The sequence below is a fragment of the Roseateles sp. genome (assembly GCF_049240545.1).
In the GTDB taxonomy this organism is placed as follows: Bacteria; Pseudomonadota; Gammaproteobacteria; order Burkholderiales; family Burkholderiaceae_C; genus Paucibacter_A.
In genome coordinates, this window is sequence record NZ_JBMLSK010000316.1 from 19816 (window position 1) to 38254 (window position 18439).

The following is an 18439-nucleotide window of genomic DNA, read 5'->3' on the forward strand; positions in this document are numbered from 1 at the left end:
TTTTGACATCTTGTACGCCTCCTATCGCAGGCTCGCAGACTGGCGTTGCATACCCTGCAGCGCGGCCCAGCAACCGAAGATGCGTGCTCTACAAAAAATCAATGAGCTTTGAATCTTTGGGCCTTGCCCAGCCTTTGCTGAAGGCCATCGCCGACGCCGGCTATACGACTCCTACCCCCATTCAATCGCAGGCCATTCCCGCCGTCATGCAAGGCGGTGACCTCTTGGCCGGTGCCCAGACCGGCACCGGCAAGACCGCCGGCTTCACCCTGCCCATGCTGCATCGCTTGAGCGTCGGCCAGCCGGTGCTGAACAAGCGCGGCAAGCCCGCCATCCGCGCCCTGGTGCTGACGCCGACTCGCGAGTTGGCCGCCCAGGTCGAAGAAAGCGTCAAGACCTACGGCAAGTACATGCCTCTGAAGAGCATGGTGATGTTCGGCGGTGTTGGCATGCAGCCGCAGATCAACCGCCTGCGTGATGGCGTTGACATCCTGGTGGCCACCCCCGGCCGTCTGCTGGACCACGCCCAACAAGGCACCTTGGACCTGAGCCAGGTACAAATGCTGGTGCTGGACGAAGCCGACCGCATGCTGGACATGGGCTTTGTGCACGACATCAAGAAAGTGCTGGCCCTGCTGCCGGCCAAGAAGCAGTCGCTGCTGTTCAGCGCTACCTTCAGCGATGACATCAAGAACCTGGCCGACCGCCTGCTGAACCAGCCCGCACTGATTGAAGTGGCCCGTCGCAACCAGACCAATGAAGCGATTGCTCAAAAGGTTCACCCGGTGGGCCGCGAGCGCAAGAAAGAACTGCTGGTCCATCTGATCAAGAGCGGCGACTGGCACCAGGTGCTGGTCTTCACCCGCATGAAGCATGGCGCCAACCGCCTGACCGACTACCTGAATGACCAAGGCATCAGCGCCATGGCCATCCACGGCAACAAGAGCCAAGGTGCCCGCACCAAGGCCCTGGCCGATTTCAAGAGCGGCGACCTGACCTGCTTGGTGGCGACCGACATCGCCGCCCGCGGCATCGACATCGACCAGCTGCCCCACGTCGTCAACTTTGAGTTGCCGAATGTGCCGGAAGACTATGTGCACCGTATCGGCCGTACCGGCCGTGCAGGCGCTCAAGGCGAGGCGGTGTCCTTGGTCTGTGTGGATGAAAACGGTTTCCTGCGTGAGATCGAAAAACTGATCAAGCGCGAGATCCCCAAGGAAGTCGTGCAAGGCTTTGCCCCCGATCCGAGCGAGAAGCCTGAGCCCATCGTGTTGGGCCGCATGATTCTGAACAACAACGGCAGCCGCTCCGGTGGCGGTGGCCGCGGCGGTCGCCCAGGCGGCGGCGGTGGTGGTCGTTCGGCTCCGCGCGGCGGTTCGGGCCATGCGCCTCATGGTTCACGCGAGGGTTCGCGTGACGGCGGCGCACCGCGCCAAGCCGCGCCTCAGGGCCAGCGCTCGGGTGGCGGCGGCCGTCCAGGTGGTGGTGGTGGTGGTGGCCGCCCCGCTGGCGGTGGCGGTGGCGGCGGACGCAGCCCCGGCGCTCGTCTGACTCAGCCCAAGCGCTGAAGCCCCACTGACCCAAGGGCTAGGCCCAGCAACAGGGACGTTGCGAGGCCAAGACCTGCAGTTTTTGATCAAAGCCCAGCCAAAACCCGGTTGGGCTTTTTTATTTCTGCACGCATACTCGGCGCACCTTGATGCTCAGCTCCAGAGACACTCGATGAGAACCCGTGTGCGCCGAATTCTGTTGTTATTGCTTGTCGCCCTTGTGGGCACTTTGATCGCCATAACCGTCTTGCTCCTCAGGCAGTACGAGTTCAGCAAGCTCAGAGCGGAGTTCAATCAGCGTACTGCAGGCGAATTGATTCGTTACGCCCGGGTTCGACTGATCGGTCACCAGTTTCTGGAGCCTCTCTTGCTGCCTGCACTGAACCTCGCCGAGTCGCAGCTTCAGCGGCCTGTCCCCACCACCAAGCTGCCCAACTTGAGCAAGGGGCAGCAAGCGCAAGTCCTGGCCCCGCAACGCTATGAGTCCAGTGGTGCCCCTGTGGCCGAGTCCGCGCTGCCGAGTCCGGGCCTGCCGGGCAATACTTGGTCTGAGCTGCGCGTCAGCAATGTCGCTGAACTCAGCAAAGCCATGCAAACCGTCAAGGCGGGACAGACGATTGTTTTGGCCCCCGGACGCTACCGCATCAGCGAGGTGCTCAGCACAGCGGCTGCCGGGCAGCGAGACATGCCCATCACCGTCAAGGCGCAAAAAGTCGGCCAAGTGCGACTGGATTCCACGGCCTCCGACATTTTCAAGATCAACCACCCGTTCTGGGTTTTTGAGAATCTGCATTTGCGCGGCGCTTGCCCCGATGCCTCGGACTGCAAGCATGCGTTTTTGGTGCAAGGCGCCGCCCGCAGCACCGTGTTGCGCAACAACCTGTTAGAAGACTTCAATTCCCACTTGCAGGTCAACGGAGACGATGATCAGTGGCCCGATGAGGGCTTGGTGCAGTTCAACACCTTCACCAACACCCGCCCGCGCGACACGGCCATGGTGGTGGCCCCCATCAACATCATCGGGGCCAGCAAATGGAAGCTGGCAGACAACAAGCTGAGCAACTTCGTCAAGACCGGTCCCGGGCGATCGTCCTTCGGCGTGCTGATTCGTGGCGCCGGGCATGGCAACCGAGTGGAGCGCAATTTGCTGGTCTGCACACCGCAGCAGATTGCGCAGCCGGGCATTCGCACCGGCATCTCCTTTGGCGGCGCCGGCTCGGACCCTCAGTTCTGCCGCGACCAGCGATGCGAGTTTGAGCAACAGGCCTCGATGGCAATCAACAATGTGCTAGCCCATTGCAATGACTTCGGCATTGATGTCCATCGCTCGGCCTCCATGCTGATCGCCCACAACACCTTGATCAACTCAGCCGGCATTGATGTGCGCGGTTCCTCATCCAACGCCACGGTGTACGGCAATTTGCTGGACGGTCGTATCCGCGAACGCGACGGCGCTCAAGCCAAGGCCGGCATGAACGAGGTGCTTGACCTGAGCGAATACCTGGAGGCCCCCGACGCGCTGCGCCTGAACGGCCGCCGTTCGATCGAAAGCGTGCCGGCTCTGCCGCTGGTCAAGGAAGACTTTTGTGGTGCGACTCGCCAGAGCGCAACTCAGGTTGGCGCGCTGGCCGAGACCGGAGCCAGTTGCGCGCAGAGCCAGGCGCGGCCATGAGCCATCTCCAGCAAACGGTCTGGCTGGCGGGCGCCAGCGGCTTGGTCGGCCGCGCGCTACTGCAGTGCTTGATGCAGCAGCCACTGAAGATTCAGCTGCTCTTGCGGCGTCCGGTCGAGGATTTGCCTGCCGGGCATTTGGTTCAGCACCGCTTGGTGGACTTCAGCCGCGCCGATCTGGGTGCATCAGACTTGGCCCGGCCCCACGCCGTTTGTATCTGCCTGGGCAGCACCATGGCTCAAGCCGGCTCGGAAGCGGCGTTTCGTGCGGTTGATTTGGATGCGGTCTTGAACGTCGCCCGCGCCGCGCGTCAAGCGGGCGCCACACGCTGTGCGGTCGTCTCAGCCCTGGGAGCCGACCCCACATCGCGCGTGTTCTACAACCGCGTCAAAGGCGAGATGGAACAAGGCTTAGCGGCCCTGCAGTTCGAGCGTTTGGTCATCGCCCGCCCATCTCTCCTCAGTGGCGAGCGCGAGACCCTGGGTCAAGCGAAACGGCCTGCTGAGCAATGGGCTCTGCGCTTGACCCGCCCTTTGTTGCCCTTGATTCCGGCGCGCTGGCGCCCGATTGAGGCCGCCACGGTGGCACGAGCGCTTTGTCTTGCCCTGCGTCAAGGCGGGCCCGCGGTTCAAGTGTTTGAATCGCAGCAGTTGCAAGAGATGGGGTTCCTCCAATGAAGCTGACTTTTCTGGGTGCTGCCGATTGCGTGACCGGCTCGCGCCATCTGCTGCAACTGGAAAAAACCGCCAAAGCAGGCAGCAAAGGCGAACGCCAGCGTTTGCTGCTCGACTGCGGTCTGTTCCAAGGCTACAAGACCCTGCGGGAGCGCAATTGGTCGGGGCTCGGTGTGGCGCCTGCCAGCTTGGACGCGGTCTTGCTCTCACACGCGCATCTGGATCACAGCGGCTACATCCCGGCCCTGGCCCGGCAAGGGTTTCGGGGTCAGGTCTTCTCCACCGGTGCTACTCGGGATCTTTGCGAAGTGCTGCTGCTGGACAGCGCCAAGCTGCAAGAAGAAGACGCCCGCCGGGCCAACCGCACCGGCAGCTCCAAACACGCCACCGCCTTGCCGCTCTACACCGTCGCTGACGCCAAGAAAGCACTGACTCATTTTGTTGGTCTGCCCCGAGACGGACGTTTGCAGTTGGGGGAGGCGCAGATCCGGTTCACGCCGGTCGGCCACCTGCTGGGCGCCAGTGCGATCTCGGTCACCGCGCAGGGTCGCACCCTGGTCTATTCCGGCGACATCGGGCGCAGCAACGACCCGCTGATGCCCGCGCCACAGCGGCTGGAAAGCGCCGATGTCTTGCTGATCGAATCGACCTATGGCAACCGCCTGCATGCACCCGAGGACGTGCAAGCCCGCTTGGCGCAGATCCTGCGCGCCACCTTCAAGCGTGGGGGCTCGGTGCTGCTGCCGAGTTTTGCGGTCGGAAGAGCCCAGGCGCTTTTGCTTTTGCTGCAGCGATTGCGCGAAGCGGGTGAGCTGGACCAAGACGTGCCGATCTATTTGGACAGCCCCATGGCCGAGCTGGCCACCCAGCTGACCATCAAGCACAAGAAGCTCTTGCGCATTAGCGCCAGCGATGCTGCAGGCCTGTGTGACGGCGTGCATCTGGTCACCAAACCGGCCGAATCGCAAAGGCTGGCCACCAGCATGGCCGGCCCACGCAGCAAGCCGGCCATCGTCATCTCGGCCAGCGGCATGGCCACCGGCGGCCGGGTGCTGAACTACCTCGAGTCCATGGGGCCGCAAGCGCGCCACCACATCGCCTTCCCGGGTTTCCAGGTCAGCGGCACACGCGGGGCCAAGCTGATTGATGGGGCTCGGGAGGTCAAGCTGCACGGACACTACCTCAGCGTCAATGCCGAAATCAGCCACTTGGAAGGGCTGTCCGGGCATGCCGATGCCGAAGGACTGATGGCTTGGCTGCGCGGTTTCAAACAGGCTCCCAGCCAGGTCTTTGTGGTGCATGGAGAAGCTGCGGCCAGCGACGCACTGCGCAGTCGCATTCAAGATGAGTTGGGTTGGCGGGTACGCGTGCCGCAACATGGAGAGTCGGTCGAGCTGTGAATCTACTGGAACAAGCTTTCGGGACCCATGCCACGCTGGCAACGGGGATGCTGGCCGCACTGGGCAGTGGGCTCCTGATCGGGCTGGAGCGCGAGCGCCACAAGGGCCGCGGACATGCGGGCGGGCGATCTTTAGAGCCGGCCGGGCTTCGTACCTTCACCATTGCCGCCATGTCGGGGGCCATGGCGCAAGGCTTGGCGGTACCGGGCTTGGTCGCGGTCGGCGCGCTGGCCATCACGATCCTGGCCGCGATGGCTTACTTTCGCAGCAGCGAGCGCGACCCCGGACTGACCACCGAAATGGCGCTGCTGGCGACTTATCTGATCGGAGTCTTGTGCGTGCAAGCGCCGATGCTGGGGACGCCAGCGGCCGTGATCTTGACCGCCTTGCTGAGCGCCCGAACCGGCCTGCATCGCTTCGCCACGCGCTGGCTGAAGGAGCAAGAGTTGCACGACGGGCTGCTGCTGGCAGCCCTGGCCCTGGTGGTGCTCCCCATCATGCCCACCGAACCACTGCCCTGGCTGGCGGGCATGAAAGCGCACTCCTTGATGGGTTTGCTCTTGCTGCTCTTGGGTCTGCAGGCCTTTGGTTATGTCGCGCTGCGCTTGCTGGGCGCCCAAACGGGCTTGGCCTTGTCGGGATTGATGTCGGGCTTGGTCTCCAGCACCGCCACCATCGCCACCATGGGTCAAAGAGCCAAGGCGGAGCCTGCGCTGCTGTTGGCTTGCACTTCGGGCGCGGTCATGTCCACCGCGGCCACTTGGTTGCAAGCCAGCTTGATGCTCTTGGCCTTGGCGCCTGAAGCGGCGATGCGCTTTTTGCCGTTGGCCGGTGTCGGCATTCTGATCGCGGGCGGCACCGGCTTGTTCCTCGCCTACCGGGCCCATAGGGAGTTGGCCTATGGCGAATCGACCCAAGTGGGTTCAGCGCCGCAGAACCGCAACACCCAGGCACAGGCAGGAGGCCCCTTGCGGCTGAAAGAAGCCGCATTGATCGCCCTCCTGCTGAGCGCGGTCGCCGTCCTCGTCAGCTGGGCCGAGAGCCGATTCGGTCATTCAGGCCTGTTCGCCGCCGTGGCCTTGGCAGGGCTGGCCGATGCCCACTCACCGGTGGCCTCGCTGGCCGGCCTGGCCCATGCGGGGCAGATCGATGCCGAGCTGATGTGCCAAGGCGTGCTGGCCGCCATCGCCAGCAACAGCGTCACTCGCAGCATCACCGCTTGGGTCAGCGGCGGGCGGCGCTTTGCGGCCATCGTCGCGGCGGTGCTTTTTTCATCCTTGGCACTTGCGGCCGGCCTGCTCTGGTTCATACTGCCGGCCCTCGCATGAGCCTGCATGAAGATTCAAACCATTTCCCCTGCGCGGGTCGATTTCAGCGACCTCAGCGCCCCGAGTGCCCCAGACTTTGGTGATGTGTATCACAGCCGCGCCGGCGCACTGGCGCAAGCCCGCCACGTCTTTCTAGGTGCCAATCAGTTGCCGGGCCGCTGGGCGGCGCTGCCGCGCTTTGTGATTCTGGAAACCGGCTTTGGCCTGGGCAATAACTTCCTGGCCACCTGGGATGCCTGGGCCGGGGACCCGCATCGGTGCGATCAGCTGGTGTTCATCAGCATCGAAAAGCACCCACTGCGTCGCGAGGATCTGGCCCGAGCCCATCGAAACTCGCCCTTGCCCGATCTGGCCGCTCAATTGCTGGAAGCCTGGCCGCCACTCACCGCCAATCTGCACCGCCTGAGCTTTGCTGGCGGCCAAGTGCAGTTGCTGCTGTGCCTGGGCGATGCGCGCCACTGGCTGCGCGAATTGGTGGCCGAGGTCGATGCCTTTTACCTGGACGGTTTCAACCCGCGCCAGAACCCGGACATGTGGGACAGCTATCTGCTCAAAGCGCTGACCCGTCTGGCCGCGCCCGATGCCACGGCCGGCTCTTGGAGCGTGGCTCCGCATGTGCGCGAAGGCCTGCAAGCGGCAGGATTTCATGTGGAGCGGCAGCGTGGTTTCGCCAACAAGGGCGGCATGTGCGTGGCACGTTATCAGCCTCGCCATGTGCTGGAGAAACCGGCGGGAAGACTGGCGCTGGCGCCAACGGGAACTCAAGAAGCCCTGATCATCGGCGCCGGTTTGGCCGGCGCGGCCTGCGCCTGGGCCCTGGCCGAGCAAGGCATTCACAGCACCGTGATCGACCGCCGCAGCGGGCCAGCGCAGGCCAGCTCGGGCAACCCCGGCGGCCTCTTCCACGGCACGCTCAACCCCGATGACGGCGTGCATGCCCGCTTCAACCGCGCCGCCGCCCTGGCCACCGAACGCTTGTTGAAATCACTCGGGCCGGACTTGCCTTGGCTGCAGCAAGGCCTACTGCGCCTGGAAACCCGGCTGGATCTGAACGGCATGCAAGCCCAGCTCAGCCGACTGGGCCTGCCAAGTGACTATGTGCGAGCTTTGAGTCAGGCCGAGGCCCGCGAACTCAGCGGACTGGATCTGCAATACCCCGCCTGGTTCTACCCCGGAGGCGGCGCCTTGCCGCCGGCAGACTTTGTGGCGGCACTGCTGCGCAAATCAAAGGCCCGGACGATGTTCTCTGTGGGTGTAGAACGGCTGCATTGGCTTGATGGGCAATGGCAAGCCCTCGGCGCGGACGGCCACCTGTTGGCGCAAGCGCCCTTGGTGGTCTTGGCCGGTGGGCATGAGGGTCAGGCCTTGCTGCAAGACCTGGCCCCCGACTTGGCAGGCTTGTTGGTTCAGCAGCGAGGGCAAATCAGCCATCTGTCGCCCAGCTCCGCGCGACCGCATCTGCCCGTGGCGGGGCTGGGCTATGCAATCGCCGATCAGGGCCAAGGCCTGTGGTGCGGCGCCACCAACCAACTCGCCGACACAGACCCGACGCTGCGCGCCAGCGACCATGCGGCGAATCTGGCGCAATGGGCGGAGCTTGCCCATCTGGAGGATCCCAACCGAGCGTTCGATCCTTCGCTGGCGCCACCCCTCGGCCGCGTCGGCTGGCGTCTGGCCACACCGGACCGCCTGCCCTTGGTCGGCGGTCTGCCCATCGTGCAGCCCGAGGGGCGGCGAGACCAGCCCCGCTTTCTGCCTCGCCAAGCCGGCCTGGCCCTGTGCATGGCCATGGGTTCACGCGGCATCGGCTGGGCCGCTTTGTGCGCCCAAGTGTTGGCGGCCCAGGTCAGCGGTGCACCCATGCCTTTGGAAGCGAGTTTGCTGGACGCCATCGATCCGGCCCGCTTTGCTGTGCGTGCCTATCGCCAAGGCCTTGCGCCGCCACAGGCTTAGAAGCGCAATTCCGCGAGCAGCGGACTTGCCTTGTGGGCGCAGAGCGCACCGCGCATACGACAGGCTTGCAGTGCGCACAGCAGAGCTGTAGCGCGAGAACTTCATGCCGACAAGCCAAACGGGACCCCTCGCTTCAAGCTGGGCTTGAGCGCTTCCCCTCCCCTGAAAGGTTCGTCTGCATGTTGTTTTCATCTTTCTCCGGCCGCAGCATTGGCCAACGTTTGTCTTTGGTACTCGGCCTGGTGCTCTTGATTTCCTTTGTTGGCGCGGGCTACGGCCTGTGGTGTTTGCGCGGTGTGGCGCAAGAAACCCGCCAGATGTATGAGCACACCTTGGTGACCGAGCGCGCCGCCTCCGATTGGCACCGCAACATCACCAATGGCGTGAACCGCACCACCGCCATCGCCGTCAGCACCGACCCCAGCTTGGCCGAGTTCTTTGCCGCAAGCGCGGCCGAGTCCACCAAGGCCTCCGGTGAGCTGCAAAAGACGCTGGAAAAGTTGCTGGAAGACAAACAAGAGCGCGAGCTCTTCGACGCCCTGTCCGCCGCCCGCAAGCGCTATTTGAGCGCCCGCGATGCGGTAACTGCCGCCAAGAAATCCGGCGATGCCGAGGGCGCTAAGCGTCTGTTCGAGCAAGACTTCCAGCCCGCTGCGAGCAGCTTTCAAAACGCCATCCAGACCATCGTCAAGCAACAGCGCGAAGAGTTGGACCTTGCGGTTCAACGCGTCGAAGCCAGCAATCAGGCTGCCCAGACAGGACTGATCTTGTTCGCCTTGATCGCCTCGGCACTCGGCGTGGCTGCCGCCGTTTGGCTGACCCGCTCCATCACCGCCCCACTGCTCCAAGCCGTTGGCGTGGCCGATGCCATCGCGCATTTCGACCTCAGCCACCCCATTCCAAAGGGCGGTGCCGACGAAACCGGTCAGCTGCTGAACTCTTTGCAAACCATGCAGAACGCCTTGCTTCAACTGATTGGCCAGGTGCGCGGATCGACCGACAGCATTGGCACCGCCAGTGCTGAAATTGCCGTGGGCAACCACGACTTGTCCGGCCGCACCGAGCAAACCGCCTCCAATCTGCAGCAAGCGGCGGCCTCCATGCTGCAACTGACCAGCACCGTGCGCCAAACCTCCGACTCGGCCATGACCGCCAATCAACTGGCCAGCTCAGCCGCTGAAGTGGCGCAGCGCGGCGGCGCCGTGGTGGGCCAGGTGGTCAGCACCATGGATGAAATCAGCGCCAGTTCACGCCGCATCAGCGACATCATCGGCACCATCGACGGCATCGCCTTCCAGACCAATATCCTGGCGCTGAATGCAGCGGTTGAAGCCGCGCGGGCCGGTGAACAAGGTCGCGGCTTTGCGGTGGTGGCCTCCGAGGTGCGCTCGCTGGCGCAACGCTCCGCCGAGGCTGCGCGTGAGATCAAGAGCTTAATCGGCGCCAGCGTTGAGCGCGTCGAATCGGGTACGCGTCTGGTGCAAGACGCCGGCAGCACCATGGGTGAGATCGTGGCCAGCGTGCAGCGGGTCTCGGACATCATTGGTGAGATCAGCGCCTCGGCCCGAGAGCAAAGCGACGGCATCCAACAAGTCAATGCCGCCGTCACCCATCTTGACCAGATGACGCAACAAAACGCCGCCCTGGTCGAAGAGTCGGCCGCCGCCGCCGAAAGCCTGCGCGATCAGTCGTCCCGACTGTCCGAGGCCATCGGCGTGTTCCGCTTGCAGCGCTGAATCAAGGGAACGCTCAAACGAACTTGAGCGTCTTCACCCCTTCGGAGGTGCCTAGCAGGCAAACCTGGGCGCGGTTGCGGGCGAACACGCCCACGGTGACCACGCCCGGCCATTGATTGACTTCGCGCTCAAAAGCCATCGGGTCACGGATCTGCAGGCCGGTCACGTCGAGAATCTGGCAGCCGTTGTCGGTCACCACGCCGGCGCGCAGCGTCGCCACACCGCCTTGAGCAGCAAAGGCACGCGCGATCTGGGCAGCAGCCATGGGGATCACTTCCACCGGCAGCGGGAACTTGCCCAACATCTGCACCAGCTTCGATTCATCGGCGATGCAGACAAAGCGCTCGGCCAGATCGGCCACGATCTTCTCGCGGGTCAAGGCGGCACCGCCGCCCTTGATCATGTGGCCGGCATGGTCGATCTCGTCGGCGCCGTCGATATAGACGCCCAGGTCTTCGACTTCCGAGGCGTCCAGCACCGGAATGCCCAAGGCCTGCATGCGCTCGGTCGAACGCACCGAGCTGGACACCGCACCCGCCACCTTGATGCCGCTGGCGGCCAGGGCGTCAATGAACTTGTCCACGGTCGAGCCGGTGCCCACGCCAACAATGCTGCCAGGCTTCACGTATTGCAAAGCGGCTTGGCCAACCAGGGTCTTGAGTTCGTCTTGGGTCATGCTGAGGGGACTTTTGTTGAGGGATGAGGGGCGGCCCTGTAAGGCCGGCCACCATTATCGGCCAGAGACATGTGTTGGCCGCTCGCGGCAATGGATCAAAATACTGTTTGCATTTACAGCTGTACGCATATACAGTAACTTCATCCCAACGCGATGAGCGCGCAAGCCTCAAGGAGTGCTGACGATGATGCCGACGAAGCCAAGGAAAGCGATGCCCCATGCCAAGCCACAGCCCGCGCTGTTGCCCGAGCTGCTGCCCAAGCTGCTTCATTTGAGCCGCGATCCCCAAGCCTGGATAGCCGGCTTGGCCCTGATCACCTTGCTGGGCTTGGGCACCGGCAGTTTTGAGCATGCGGCCTCGAATGAACTGGCCGCAGCTCAGGAGCAAGAAGCCGAGTCAGCGCTGCATCGCTGGCCGCAAGCCGGCGAACAAGTCGCCAGCCTGGATTTGCAAAAACTCTGAACGCGCCGCCGTGGCTGCGCGTGGGCCTCAGCTGGGATAGAACTTGCCGTGAAAGCCGTAAGTCACCCAGTAAGGCAGCCACACGCGGGCCAAGGGGCCAGCGCTGAGCGCCTGGGCATCAAACACCGAGGCAAAAGAGCGCTTGGCTTGGAGGTCATAGCCCAGGCCCAAGAGCCAGCCCTCGCCCTCCTTGCTGCTGCCCGGTTTGGGCACCAGCACATGCTCTTCCAACACCACCTCGTCGCCAAAAGAAAAGCGCTCGCGGCGGCCGGTCTCGATGTCTAGATGCATCAAACCGTTAAAGCCCCAGCGCTCCCCGTTGTCGATGGCACTCGGGTAGTAGACATGCCGGTAGCGCTGGGCCACCACACGCGGGTCCACCACCGGGAACTCAACGGATTCATCGCGTGAACTCAGCTCGATGCGGCCGGCATTGACCCCTGCACCCAACTCCAAACGAGACCCGCTCGCCCCCAAGCGGATGCGCAAAAAGCGCGGGCTGGACGCCGTCCCCGTGGGACGCGTGCCACGCATGATTTCACTCAAAGCACTGTTGATAAGGGGGAAAGCCTGGGCTTCCACATAGTCCAGATGAATCTGCGAGCCATCGTCCCAGGCATTGCCGAAGTGAAAGACCATGGCGGCCGGCATCTCCAGCACCCAGTGCCGATCCAGATCCGACTTGTCGATCACCAAGACCGTGCAAGCGTCGCTCGCTTGCCAACGCATGGCATCCAGCATGCTGGAGCCGGAACGAACCGCCGGCATGTCCAGCGTCAGGGGTGCCAGCAAGAAGATCAAGAAACGTTGCGACACGGCAAAGTCATGCACCATGGCCGAGTCCACCGGCATCTTGAACACCCGGCTGTTGCGTAGCTGGCCCTGGGAGGAGATTTGGTAGATCACCATATGCTCCGCCTGGCTGCCAAAGTTCCAGACCGTGCCATCGGCTTCCACCTTGGGGTGGGCAGAGAAAGGCATGGCGGCCATGTCAGGCGACCAGACACGCGGGCCCTTGGTCGCCAGGCTGTGCGGATCCAACTCATAGGCGCTGCCGCCCTCCCACAGGGCATACAAGCGGCCTTGATTGAGCATCACGCTGGTATTGGCGGTGTTCACATCATCGGCGCTGCGAACGGCGCCCCGCGAGTGCTGGTCGGCAAAGCTGGTGCCAAAGCCGGGCACCATGAAACGACCGGCCGCCGTTTCGAGGCGCAACTTTTTGGTCTGCACAAAGCGGGCCTTGTGATGCACGCGCCCTTCGCCAAAAGTCCAAGCCTGCACCAAACCGTCGCCGTCAAACCAATGCTTGTAGCGCTCTTGGCCGCGGCTCATCACGCCTGGGCCATTGCGGAAATAGACGCCTTTCAAACCCTGCGGCAAGCGTCCTTCGATGCGCAGATCGCGCGCATCGAAGACTTCATTGCCAGTGAAACCCTGCAAGGGCGCCAACTCTGGCGCCAGGGTCTTGAAACCGGGCGCCGCGACGCCGAGTGCCAGCGCCTCTTGCATCAGACTCAGGTTGCCCAGCCCGGCAAGCCCAGAGAAGCCGGCTTTGAGCAGATCACGTCTTTGCATCATGGTCTGCTCCTGCTCAATTCAACTGAACCGACACGCGAGCGCCAGGCTTGGCTTCGAACTGCGCTTTCTCGAACTTGGGCGGGCCAAAACTGCCGGCCGCATTGTTCGAAAAACCATAGGGCTCTTTGGGCAGGCCCATGGCATTGCTGTCGAGCTTGCCGTTGCCGTTCACATCATGAAAGATGCTCAACGCCACGGGCCCCTCGGGCAGGTCCTTTAACTTTATGAGGACCCGGCCGTCTTTTTGCTGGCTGGCCTCGACGCTGCTGCCCGTCAGCGGTTTTTTGAGCCAGTTGTTGGCGTCGGTGTACACGCCCACCATCACCCGGCCTTCGCTTTGCGTCAGGCCGCTGACTTCCAGTTCCAGGTCCATGGCCTGGGCCGAACCAGCGGCACACAAAGCCATCGCCAGCGTGCCAAAGCTGGCGCTCAAGAGGCTTTGCTTCATCGGGCCGGGCCTGCCTGCCCGGCTTGCTGACCTGGTCTTGGTGTTTGCTTTCATCGCGAGGTCCCTTGGCTTCAGTGTTGAGATGACTGAACTCTAGGGAGCTGCAAGCGCGCAAAACAGCGCGATGCGACGAATGGAGAGCAGGCCGCGCGAACCGCCAGCCTGCGGCGCCAATGGTTGGCGCGCATGAAAGACCGGGGCAGGCAGGCTCGATAGGCCTGCCTCAAGTGCAATCGATCAGCCCTTGCGGCGAGCCCGCACCGCCGCAGCCAAGTCGCGCAGCAGCGGCTCGGTCTGGCTCCAGCCCAGGCAGGCGTCGGTGATCGACACGCCGGGCAAGAGATCGGCCTTGTTCTTGCCTTCGGCCAAGTCCTGACGACCCGGCTTCAGATGCGACTCGATCATCACGCCGGTGATGCGCGCATCGCCGCCGCCGATTTGCGCCGCCACATCGCGGCCCACATCGATTTGGCGCTCGAACTTCTTGCTCGAATTCGCATGCGAGAAGTCCACCATCACCTGCTCGCGCAAGCCAGCCGAAGCCATCGCCTCGCAAGCGGCGGCGACCGAGGCCGCGTCGTAATTGGGCGTTTTGCCGCCGCGCAAGATGATGTGGCAGTCGTCATTGCCGCGGGTTTCAAAAATCGCCGCGGCGCCCATCTTGGTCATGCCCATGAAGGCATGGCTGGCTTTGGCCGCCAAGACCGCATCGCTGGCCACCTTGATGCCGCCGTCGGTGCCGTTCTTGAAGCCGACCGGGCAGCTCAAGCCCGAGGCCAACTGCCGGTGGCTTTGGCTCTCGGTGGTGCGGGCGCCAATCGCGCCCCAGGCGATCAAGTCGCTGATGTATTGCGGTGACAGCAGGTCCAAGAACTCGGTGCCGGCCGGCAGGCCCAGGGCCGTCACATCCAGCAGCAGCTTGCGCGCCAGGCGCAGGCCTTCGTTCATATGGAAGCTGCCGTCCAGGCGCGGGTCGTTGATATAACCCTTCCAGCCGACGGTAGTGCGGGGCTTCTCAAAGTAGACGCGCATCACCACCAAGAGGTCTTGACTCAACTCATCGCGCAGATCCTTCAAGAGCCGGGCGTAGTCCATGGCCTGGTCATGGTCGTGGATGGAGCATGGCCCCACCACCACCAGCAAGCGGTCATCCTGCCCGTGCAGCACGCGGCCGATGTCACGGCGGGCCTGTTCCACCAAAGCCAGCGAGGCGTCGGGCGCGGGCAGTTCGTCAAACAAAAGCGCCGGCGAGATCAGCGGCCGCACCGCGCCGATGCGGGTGTCATCGGTGCGGGTGCTGTCTTGGGTGGCGTCACGAGAGCCCACTTCGCGGTCCTGGGCGGGGTTGTCTAAGTTCTTCATCACGGCTTTCCTGGATTGCAATGATTATCAACGCTGACCGCCGCTTCAATGCTGCGGCTGCTTTTCGGCCAATGCGACAATTCCGCCATGCCTCTGATTCCCTACGCCCTCACCCGCCCTTTCCTGTTCGGTCTTGATCCCGAGCATGCCCATGAATTGACACTCGGCGCCATCGCCAAGTTGCAAAACACACCGGCGCAATGCCTGTGGTCGCAAACCCGGGTGCAAGACCCGCTGCTGCTGGCCGGGCTGAGGTTCCCGAATCGCATCGGCCTGGCCGCCGGCTTGGATAAAAACGGCCGCTGCATCGACGGCTTGGGCGCCATGGGTTTTGGTTTCATCGAAGTCGGCACCGTCACGCCCAAAGGCCAGCCGGGCAATGACAAGCCGCGCATGTTCCGCCTGCCGCAGGCCGATGCCTTGATCAACCGCCTGGGCTTCAACAACGAAGGCCTGGCCAGCTTTTTGGCCAATGTGCAGCGCGCCCACAGCTTCCGCGCCGCCGGCGGCTTGGTTGGCCTGAACATCGGCAAGAACGCCGCCACACCGATCGAGAACGCCGCTGACGACTACTTGATCGGCCTGGAGGGCGTGTTCCCTCATGCCGACTACATCACCGTCAACATCTCCAGCCCTAACACCAAGAATCTGCGCGCGCTGCAAAGCGATGAGGCGCTGGATGCCTTGCTGAGCACGCTGCAGGAGAAAAAGCTCAAGCTCGAACAGGCCGCCAAACGCCAGGTGCCGATGTTTGTGAAGATCGCGCCCGACCTGGACGAAGACCAGGTCTCGGTGATCGCCCAAACGCTCAAAGCCAACGGGATCGACGGCGTGATCGCCACCAACACCACCATCTCGCGTGAGGCGGTCAAGGGCTTGCCGCATGCGGAAGAGACCGGCGGCTTGTCGGGTCGGCCGGTGTTTGAAGCCAGCAACCGCGTGATCCGCTTGTTGCGCGCCGCACTCGGCAGCAACTACCCAATCATCGGCGTGGGCGGCGTGATGAGCGGCGCCGATGCGCGCGCCAAGCTGCAAGCCGGCGCTGATCTGGTGCAGGTCTACACCGGCCTGATCTACAAGGGCCCAGCCCTGGTCAGCGAATGCGCGGCCGCCATGGCGCGCGCTTGAGGGCTGTGCAAACATGGGTGTCGAGATCGAGCGCAAATTTTTGGTCCAGGGCGACGCTTGGAAGCAAGGCAGCGGCCAGTACCTGAACCAAGGCTATTTGAGCCGCGATCCGGCGCGCACCGTGCGGGTGCGCATCGCGGGCGAGTCGGCCTGGCTGACCATCAAGGGCGCCAGTGTCGGCGCCACGCGGGCCGAGTTTGAGTACGCGATTCCGCTCAGCGATGCGCAAGCGCTGCTGAAATTGGCCGACGGCCCTTGCGTGGAGAAGATCCGCCGCATCGTGCCGCATGCCGGCATGAACTGGGAAGTGGACGAGTTCCTCGGCGCCAATGCCGGCCTGGTGGTGGCCGAGATTGAGCTGAGTGACGAGTCTCAAGCCTTTGAGCCACCGCCTTGGCTGGGCCAGGAAGTCACCGACGATGCGCGTTACTTCAACTCACAGCTGGCCGCGCGGCCGTTCTCGACCTGGTGAGGCAGCTGCGGCGCTTCAGGCGCCGCACTGACACTTCTTGCACTAAGTCGCTGCGCTCAAGCTCGCCAAGACCCGGCTGGCCAACTCGGCATGCACCGCATTCAGCTCGGGCAACGGCCGGCTGGACCCGCGCATGAAGACCGCCATCAGGATGGGCGCCTGCTTGGGCGGGAAAAAGATTGCCGCATCATTGACGGCGCCATTCGCCCCGGTGCCGGTCTTGTCGCCGGCCGGCCAGTCTTGCGGCGCGCCGCCACGCAAGCGCCCCAAGCCCGTCTCGGCCTCATTCATCCAGACCAAGAGCTGCTGACGCGAGGCCTCGGAGAGGAAGTCACTGCAAAGCAATCGCTCCATCAAACCCACAAAGCTCGCCGGCGTGCTGGTGTCGCGCGGATCGTCAGGCAGATTGCTGTTGAGCGCGGGCTCGATGCGGTCGAGTCGGGTTTCTGCGTCGCCCAACTCGCGGAAAAAGCGCGTCAAGCCCGGCGGGCCGCCCACCAAGGGCAGCAGCAAATTGGCGGCCGGGTTGTCGCTCTCGAGCAAGATGGCGGCGCACAAGTCCAAAACCGTCATCGAAGCCGATAGCGTGCCGGACTCCAACAAGGCCCCCGTCACCGGCGCATGCGGCACCAAATCACGCGGACCAAATCGCACCCTTTGGTCGTGGCGCAACTGGCCCGCGTCGATGCGCGCCAGCACCGCGCCGGCCAAGAGCAGCTTGAAGGTCGAACACATGGCGAAACGCTGCTCCGCCCGGTAGGCAAACTGCCGGCGACTGCCGGTGTGCAAGGCAAACACGCCCACTTGCCCGCCGCTTTGCTGCTCCAAGCGCTGGCAGAGCTCCGCCAAGGATTCCGCAGCCCATGAGGGCTGCGGCAAAGCCAGCGGAAGACTCAGGCCCAGGCCGGCCTGCAGCAGCCAACGCCGGCGCAGGCCCACGAACGCCGCGAACGCCGCACTCAAGGCGCCAGCACTCGCAAGACTTTTTGGAAGGCTTCCACCGCCTTGCCCTTGCGCGCACGCTTGCCGGCATAACTGGCCAGACCCACACCCTTGAGCACTTCTTCCTTGGGCTTGGCGCCGCGTCCAGTGCCCACCACCAAGAGGCTCTGAGTGAAGGCCGCCACGCTCAGCAATGCGTCCTTGTCTTCCAGATCCACCAAGGTCAGGCCTCGGCCGCCCTTGGGTTGGTGCTTCAACTCATCGAGCGCATAGGTCAGCAAGCGTCCGTTCAAGCTCAAGCAGGCCAGCTGCACGCCCGCCACCTCGCCCACCGGCACGGTGGCCGGCGGCAGCGGCTGCTCTTGCCCTTCCAGGCTCAGGAAGGTTTTGCCTGCCTTTTGGCGGCCGACCAAGTCGCCCACCTGGGCGATCAAGCCGAAGCCGCCAGTGCCGGCCAGCACCAAGCGCTGCTGGGCATTGCCGGCGAAGTAATGCGCAATCTGGCTGCCACTTTCCAGCTCGATCAAGGTGGTGATCGGTTGGCCGTCACCACGCCCGCCCGGCAAGACCGAGACCGGCACCGAGTAGACCCGGCCGTTGTTGCCGAACACGATCAGCGGGTCGACGCTGCGGCAAGGGAAGGTGCCGTAGAGCTGATCGCCGCTCTTGAAGGCCAGGGCCGCGGAGTCGATGTCATGGCCCTTGAGCGCACGCACCCAGCCCTTGATGCTGACCACCACGGTCACCGGCTCGTCGACGATGCGGACTTCGGCAATTGCCTTCTTTTCTTCCTGAATCAAGGTGCGGCGATCGTCGCCAAACTGCTTGGCGTCGGCCTCGATTTCCTTGATGACGGTGCGCTTCAAGACGCCGGGGTTGGCCAGAATGTCTTCCAGCTTGGCCTGTTCCTCGCGCAAGGTCTTCAACTCCTGCTCGATCTTGATCGCTTCCAGTCGCGCCAACTGGCGCAGACGGATTTCGAGGATGTCCTCGGCCTGCCGATCGCTGAGCTTGAAGCGCTCGATCAACGCGGCCTTGGGCTCATCGCTGTTGC

General features: G+C 63.7%; 16 protein-coding genes. 10 read left to right on the top strand and 6 right to left on the bottom strand.

From position 1 onward, the window contains the following. Positions 1-101 precede the first annotated feature (101 nt). The 7 genes from ACOVRJ_RS19650 (at position 102) to ACOVRJ_RS19680 (ending at position 10313) form a co-directional block, all read left to right on the top strand. Positions 102-1568, top strand: a complete 1467-nt coding sequence (locus ACOVRJ_RS19650; RefSeq protein ID WP_422045516.1) for a DEAD/DEAH box helicase — start codon at positions 102-104, stop codon at positions 1566-1568. A 166-nt stretch (positions 1569-1734) separates the two neighbouring features. Continuing rightward, positions 1735-3222 carry a right-handed parallel beta-helix repeat-containing protein gene (locus ACOVRJ_RS19655; protein WP_422045517.1) on the top strand — a complete coding sequence of 496 codons (1488 nt, stop codon included), beginning with the start codon at positions 1735-1737 and terminating at the stop codon, positions 3220-3222. Further along, on the top strand, positions 3219-3899 hold the full coding sequence (locus ACOVRJ_RS19660; protein ID WP_422045518.1) for an NAD(P)H-binding protein: 681 nt from the start codon (positions 3219-3221) through the stop codon (positions 3897-3899). Before ACOVRJ_RS19655 ends, ACOVRJ_RS19660 begins: the two co-directional genes overlap by 4 nt. Beyond that, positions 3896-5296, top strand: a complete 1401-nt coding sequence (locus ACOVRJ_RS19665) for an MBL fold metallo-hydrolase RNA specificity domain-containing protein (RefSeq protein WP_422045519.1) — start codon at positions 3896-3898, stop codon at positions 5294-5296. Before ACOVRJ_RS19660 ends, ACOVRJ_RS19665 begins: the two co-directional genes overlap by 4 nt. Then, complete coding sequence (locus ACOVRJ_RS19670; protein WP_422045520.1) at positions 5293-6624, top strand: MgtC/SapB family protein; 1332 nt, start codon at positions 5293-5295, stop codon at positions 6622-6624. Before ACOVRJ_RS19665 ends, ACOVRJ_RS19670 begins: the two co-directional genes overlap by 4 nt. 6 nt (positions 6625-6630) lie before the next feature. Further along, a complete protein-coding gene (gene mnmC, locus ACOVRJ_RS19675) occupies positions 6631-8577 on the top strand; it encodes an FAD-dependent 5-carboxymethylaminomethyl-2-thiouridine(34) oxidoreductase MnmC (RefSeq protein WP_422045521.1) in 1947 nt (648 codons plus the stop codon). Positions 8578-8756: 179 nt separating this feature from the next. After that, on the top strand, positions 8757-10313 hold the full coding sequence (locus ACOVRJ_RS19680; protein ID WP_422045522.1) for a methyl-accepting chemotaxis protein: 1557 nt from the start codon (positions 8757-8759) through the stop codon (positions 10311-10313). A 13-nt stretch (positions 10314-10326) separates the two neighbouring features. Here ACOVRJ_RS19680 and rpiA read toward each other — a convergent pair whose 3' ends face one another. Beyond that, a complete protein-coding gene (gene rpiA / locus ACOVRJ_RS19685; protein WP_422045523.1) occupies positions 10327-10989 on the bottom strand; it encodes a ribose-5-phosphate isomerase RpiA in 663 nt (220 codons plus the stop codon). 184 nt (positions 10990-11173) lie between these two features. Between rpiA and ACOVRJ_RS19690 the strand changes: the two genes are divergently transcribed. Then, positions 11174-11452, top strand: a complete 279-nt coding sequence (locus ACOVRJ_RS19690; RefSeq protein WP_422045525.1) for a hypothetical protein — start codon at positions 11174-11176, stop codon at positions 11450-11452. Positions 11453-11479: 27 nt separating this feature from the next. Here the strand turns inward: ACOVRJ_RS19690 and ACOVRJ_RS19695 are convergent, their stop codons facing one another. From ACOVRJ_RS19695 to ACOVRJ_RS19705, 3 genes are all read right to left on the bottom strand, one after another. Next, positions 11480-13033, bottom strand: a complete 1554-nt coding sequence (locus ACOVRJ_RS19695; RefSeq protein WP_422045526.1) for a carotenoid oxygenase family protein — start codon at positions 13031-13033, stop codon at positions 11480-11482. A gap of 13 nt (positions 13034-13046) precedes the next feature. Beyond that, complete coding sequence (locus ACOVRJ_RS19700) at positions 13047-13535, bottom strand: DUF2141 domain-containing protein (RefSeq protein ID WP_422045527.1); 489 nt, start codon at positions 13533-13535, stop codon at positions 13047-13049. A gap of 183 nt (positions 13536-13718) precedes the next feature. Beyond that, complete coding sequence (locus ACOVRJ_RS19705) at positions 13719-14843, bottom strand: 3-deoxy-7-phosphoheptulonate synthase (RefSeq protein ID WP_422045528.1); 1125 nt, start codon at positions 14841-14843, stop codon at positions 13719-13721. A gap of 87 nt (positions 14844-14930) precedes the next feature. Here ACOVRJ_RS19705 and ACOVRJ_RS19710 point away from each other — a divergent pair, with 87 nt between their 5' ends. Continuing rightward, positions 14931-15971, top strand: a complete 1041-nt coding sequence (locus ACOVRJ_RS19710; RefSeq protein WP_422045529.1) for a quinone-dependent dihydroorotate dehydrogenase — start codon at positions 14931-14933, stop codon at positions 15969-15971. 13 nt (positions 15972-15984) lie between these two features. Further along, on the top strand, positions 15985-16443 hold the full coding sequence (locus tag ACOVRJ_RS19715) for a CYTH domain-containing protein (RefSeq protein WP_422045530.1): 459 nt from the start codon (positions 15985-15987) through the stop codon (positions 16441-16443). A 42-nt stretch (positions 16444-16485) separates the two neighbouring features. Here ACOVRJ_RS19715 and bla read toward each other — a convergent pair whose 3' ends face one another. Together bla and ACOVRJ_RS19725 are read right to left on the bottom strand one after the other, a co-directional pair. Continuing rightward, a complete protein-coding gene (gene bla / locus ACOVRJ_RS19720; RefSeq protein WP_422045531.1) occupies positions 16486-17406 on the bottom strand; it encodes a class A beta-lactamase in 921 nt (306 codons plus the stop codon). Continuing rightward, the coding region (locus ACOVRJ_RS19725; RefSeq protein WP_422045532.1) for a DNA gyrase C-terminal beta-propeller domain-containing protein at positions 17403-18439 on the bottom strand (1037 nt) is incomplete at its 5' end. The genes bla and ACOVRJ_RS19725, both read right to left, overlap by 4 nt.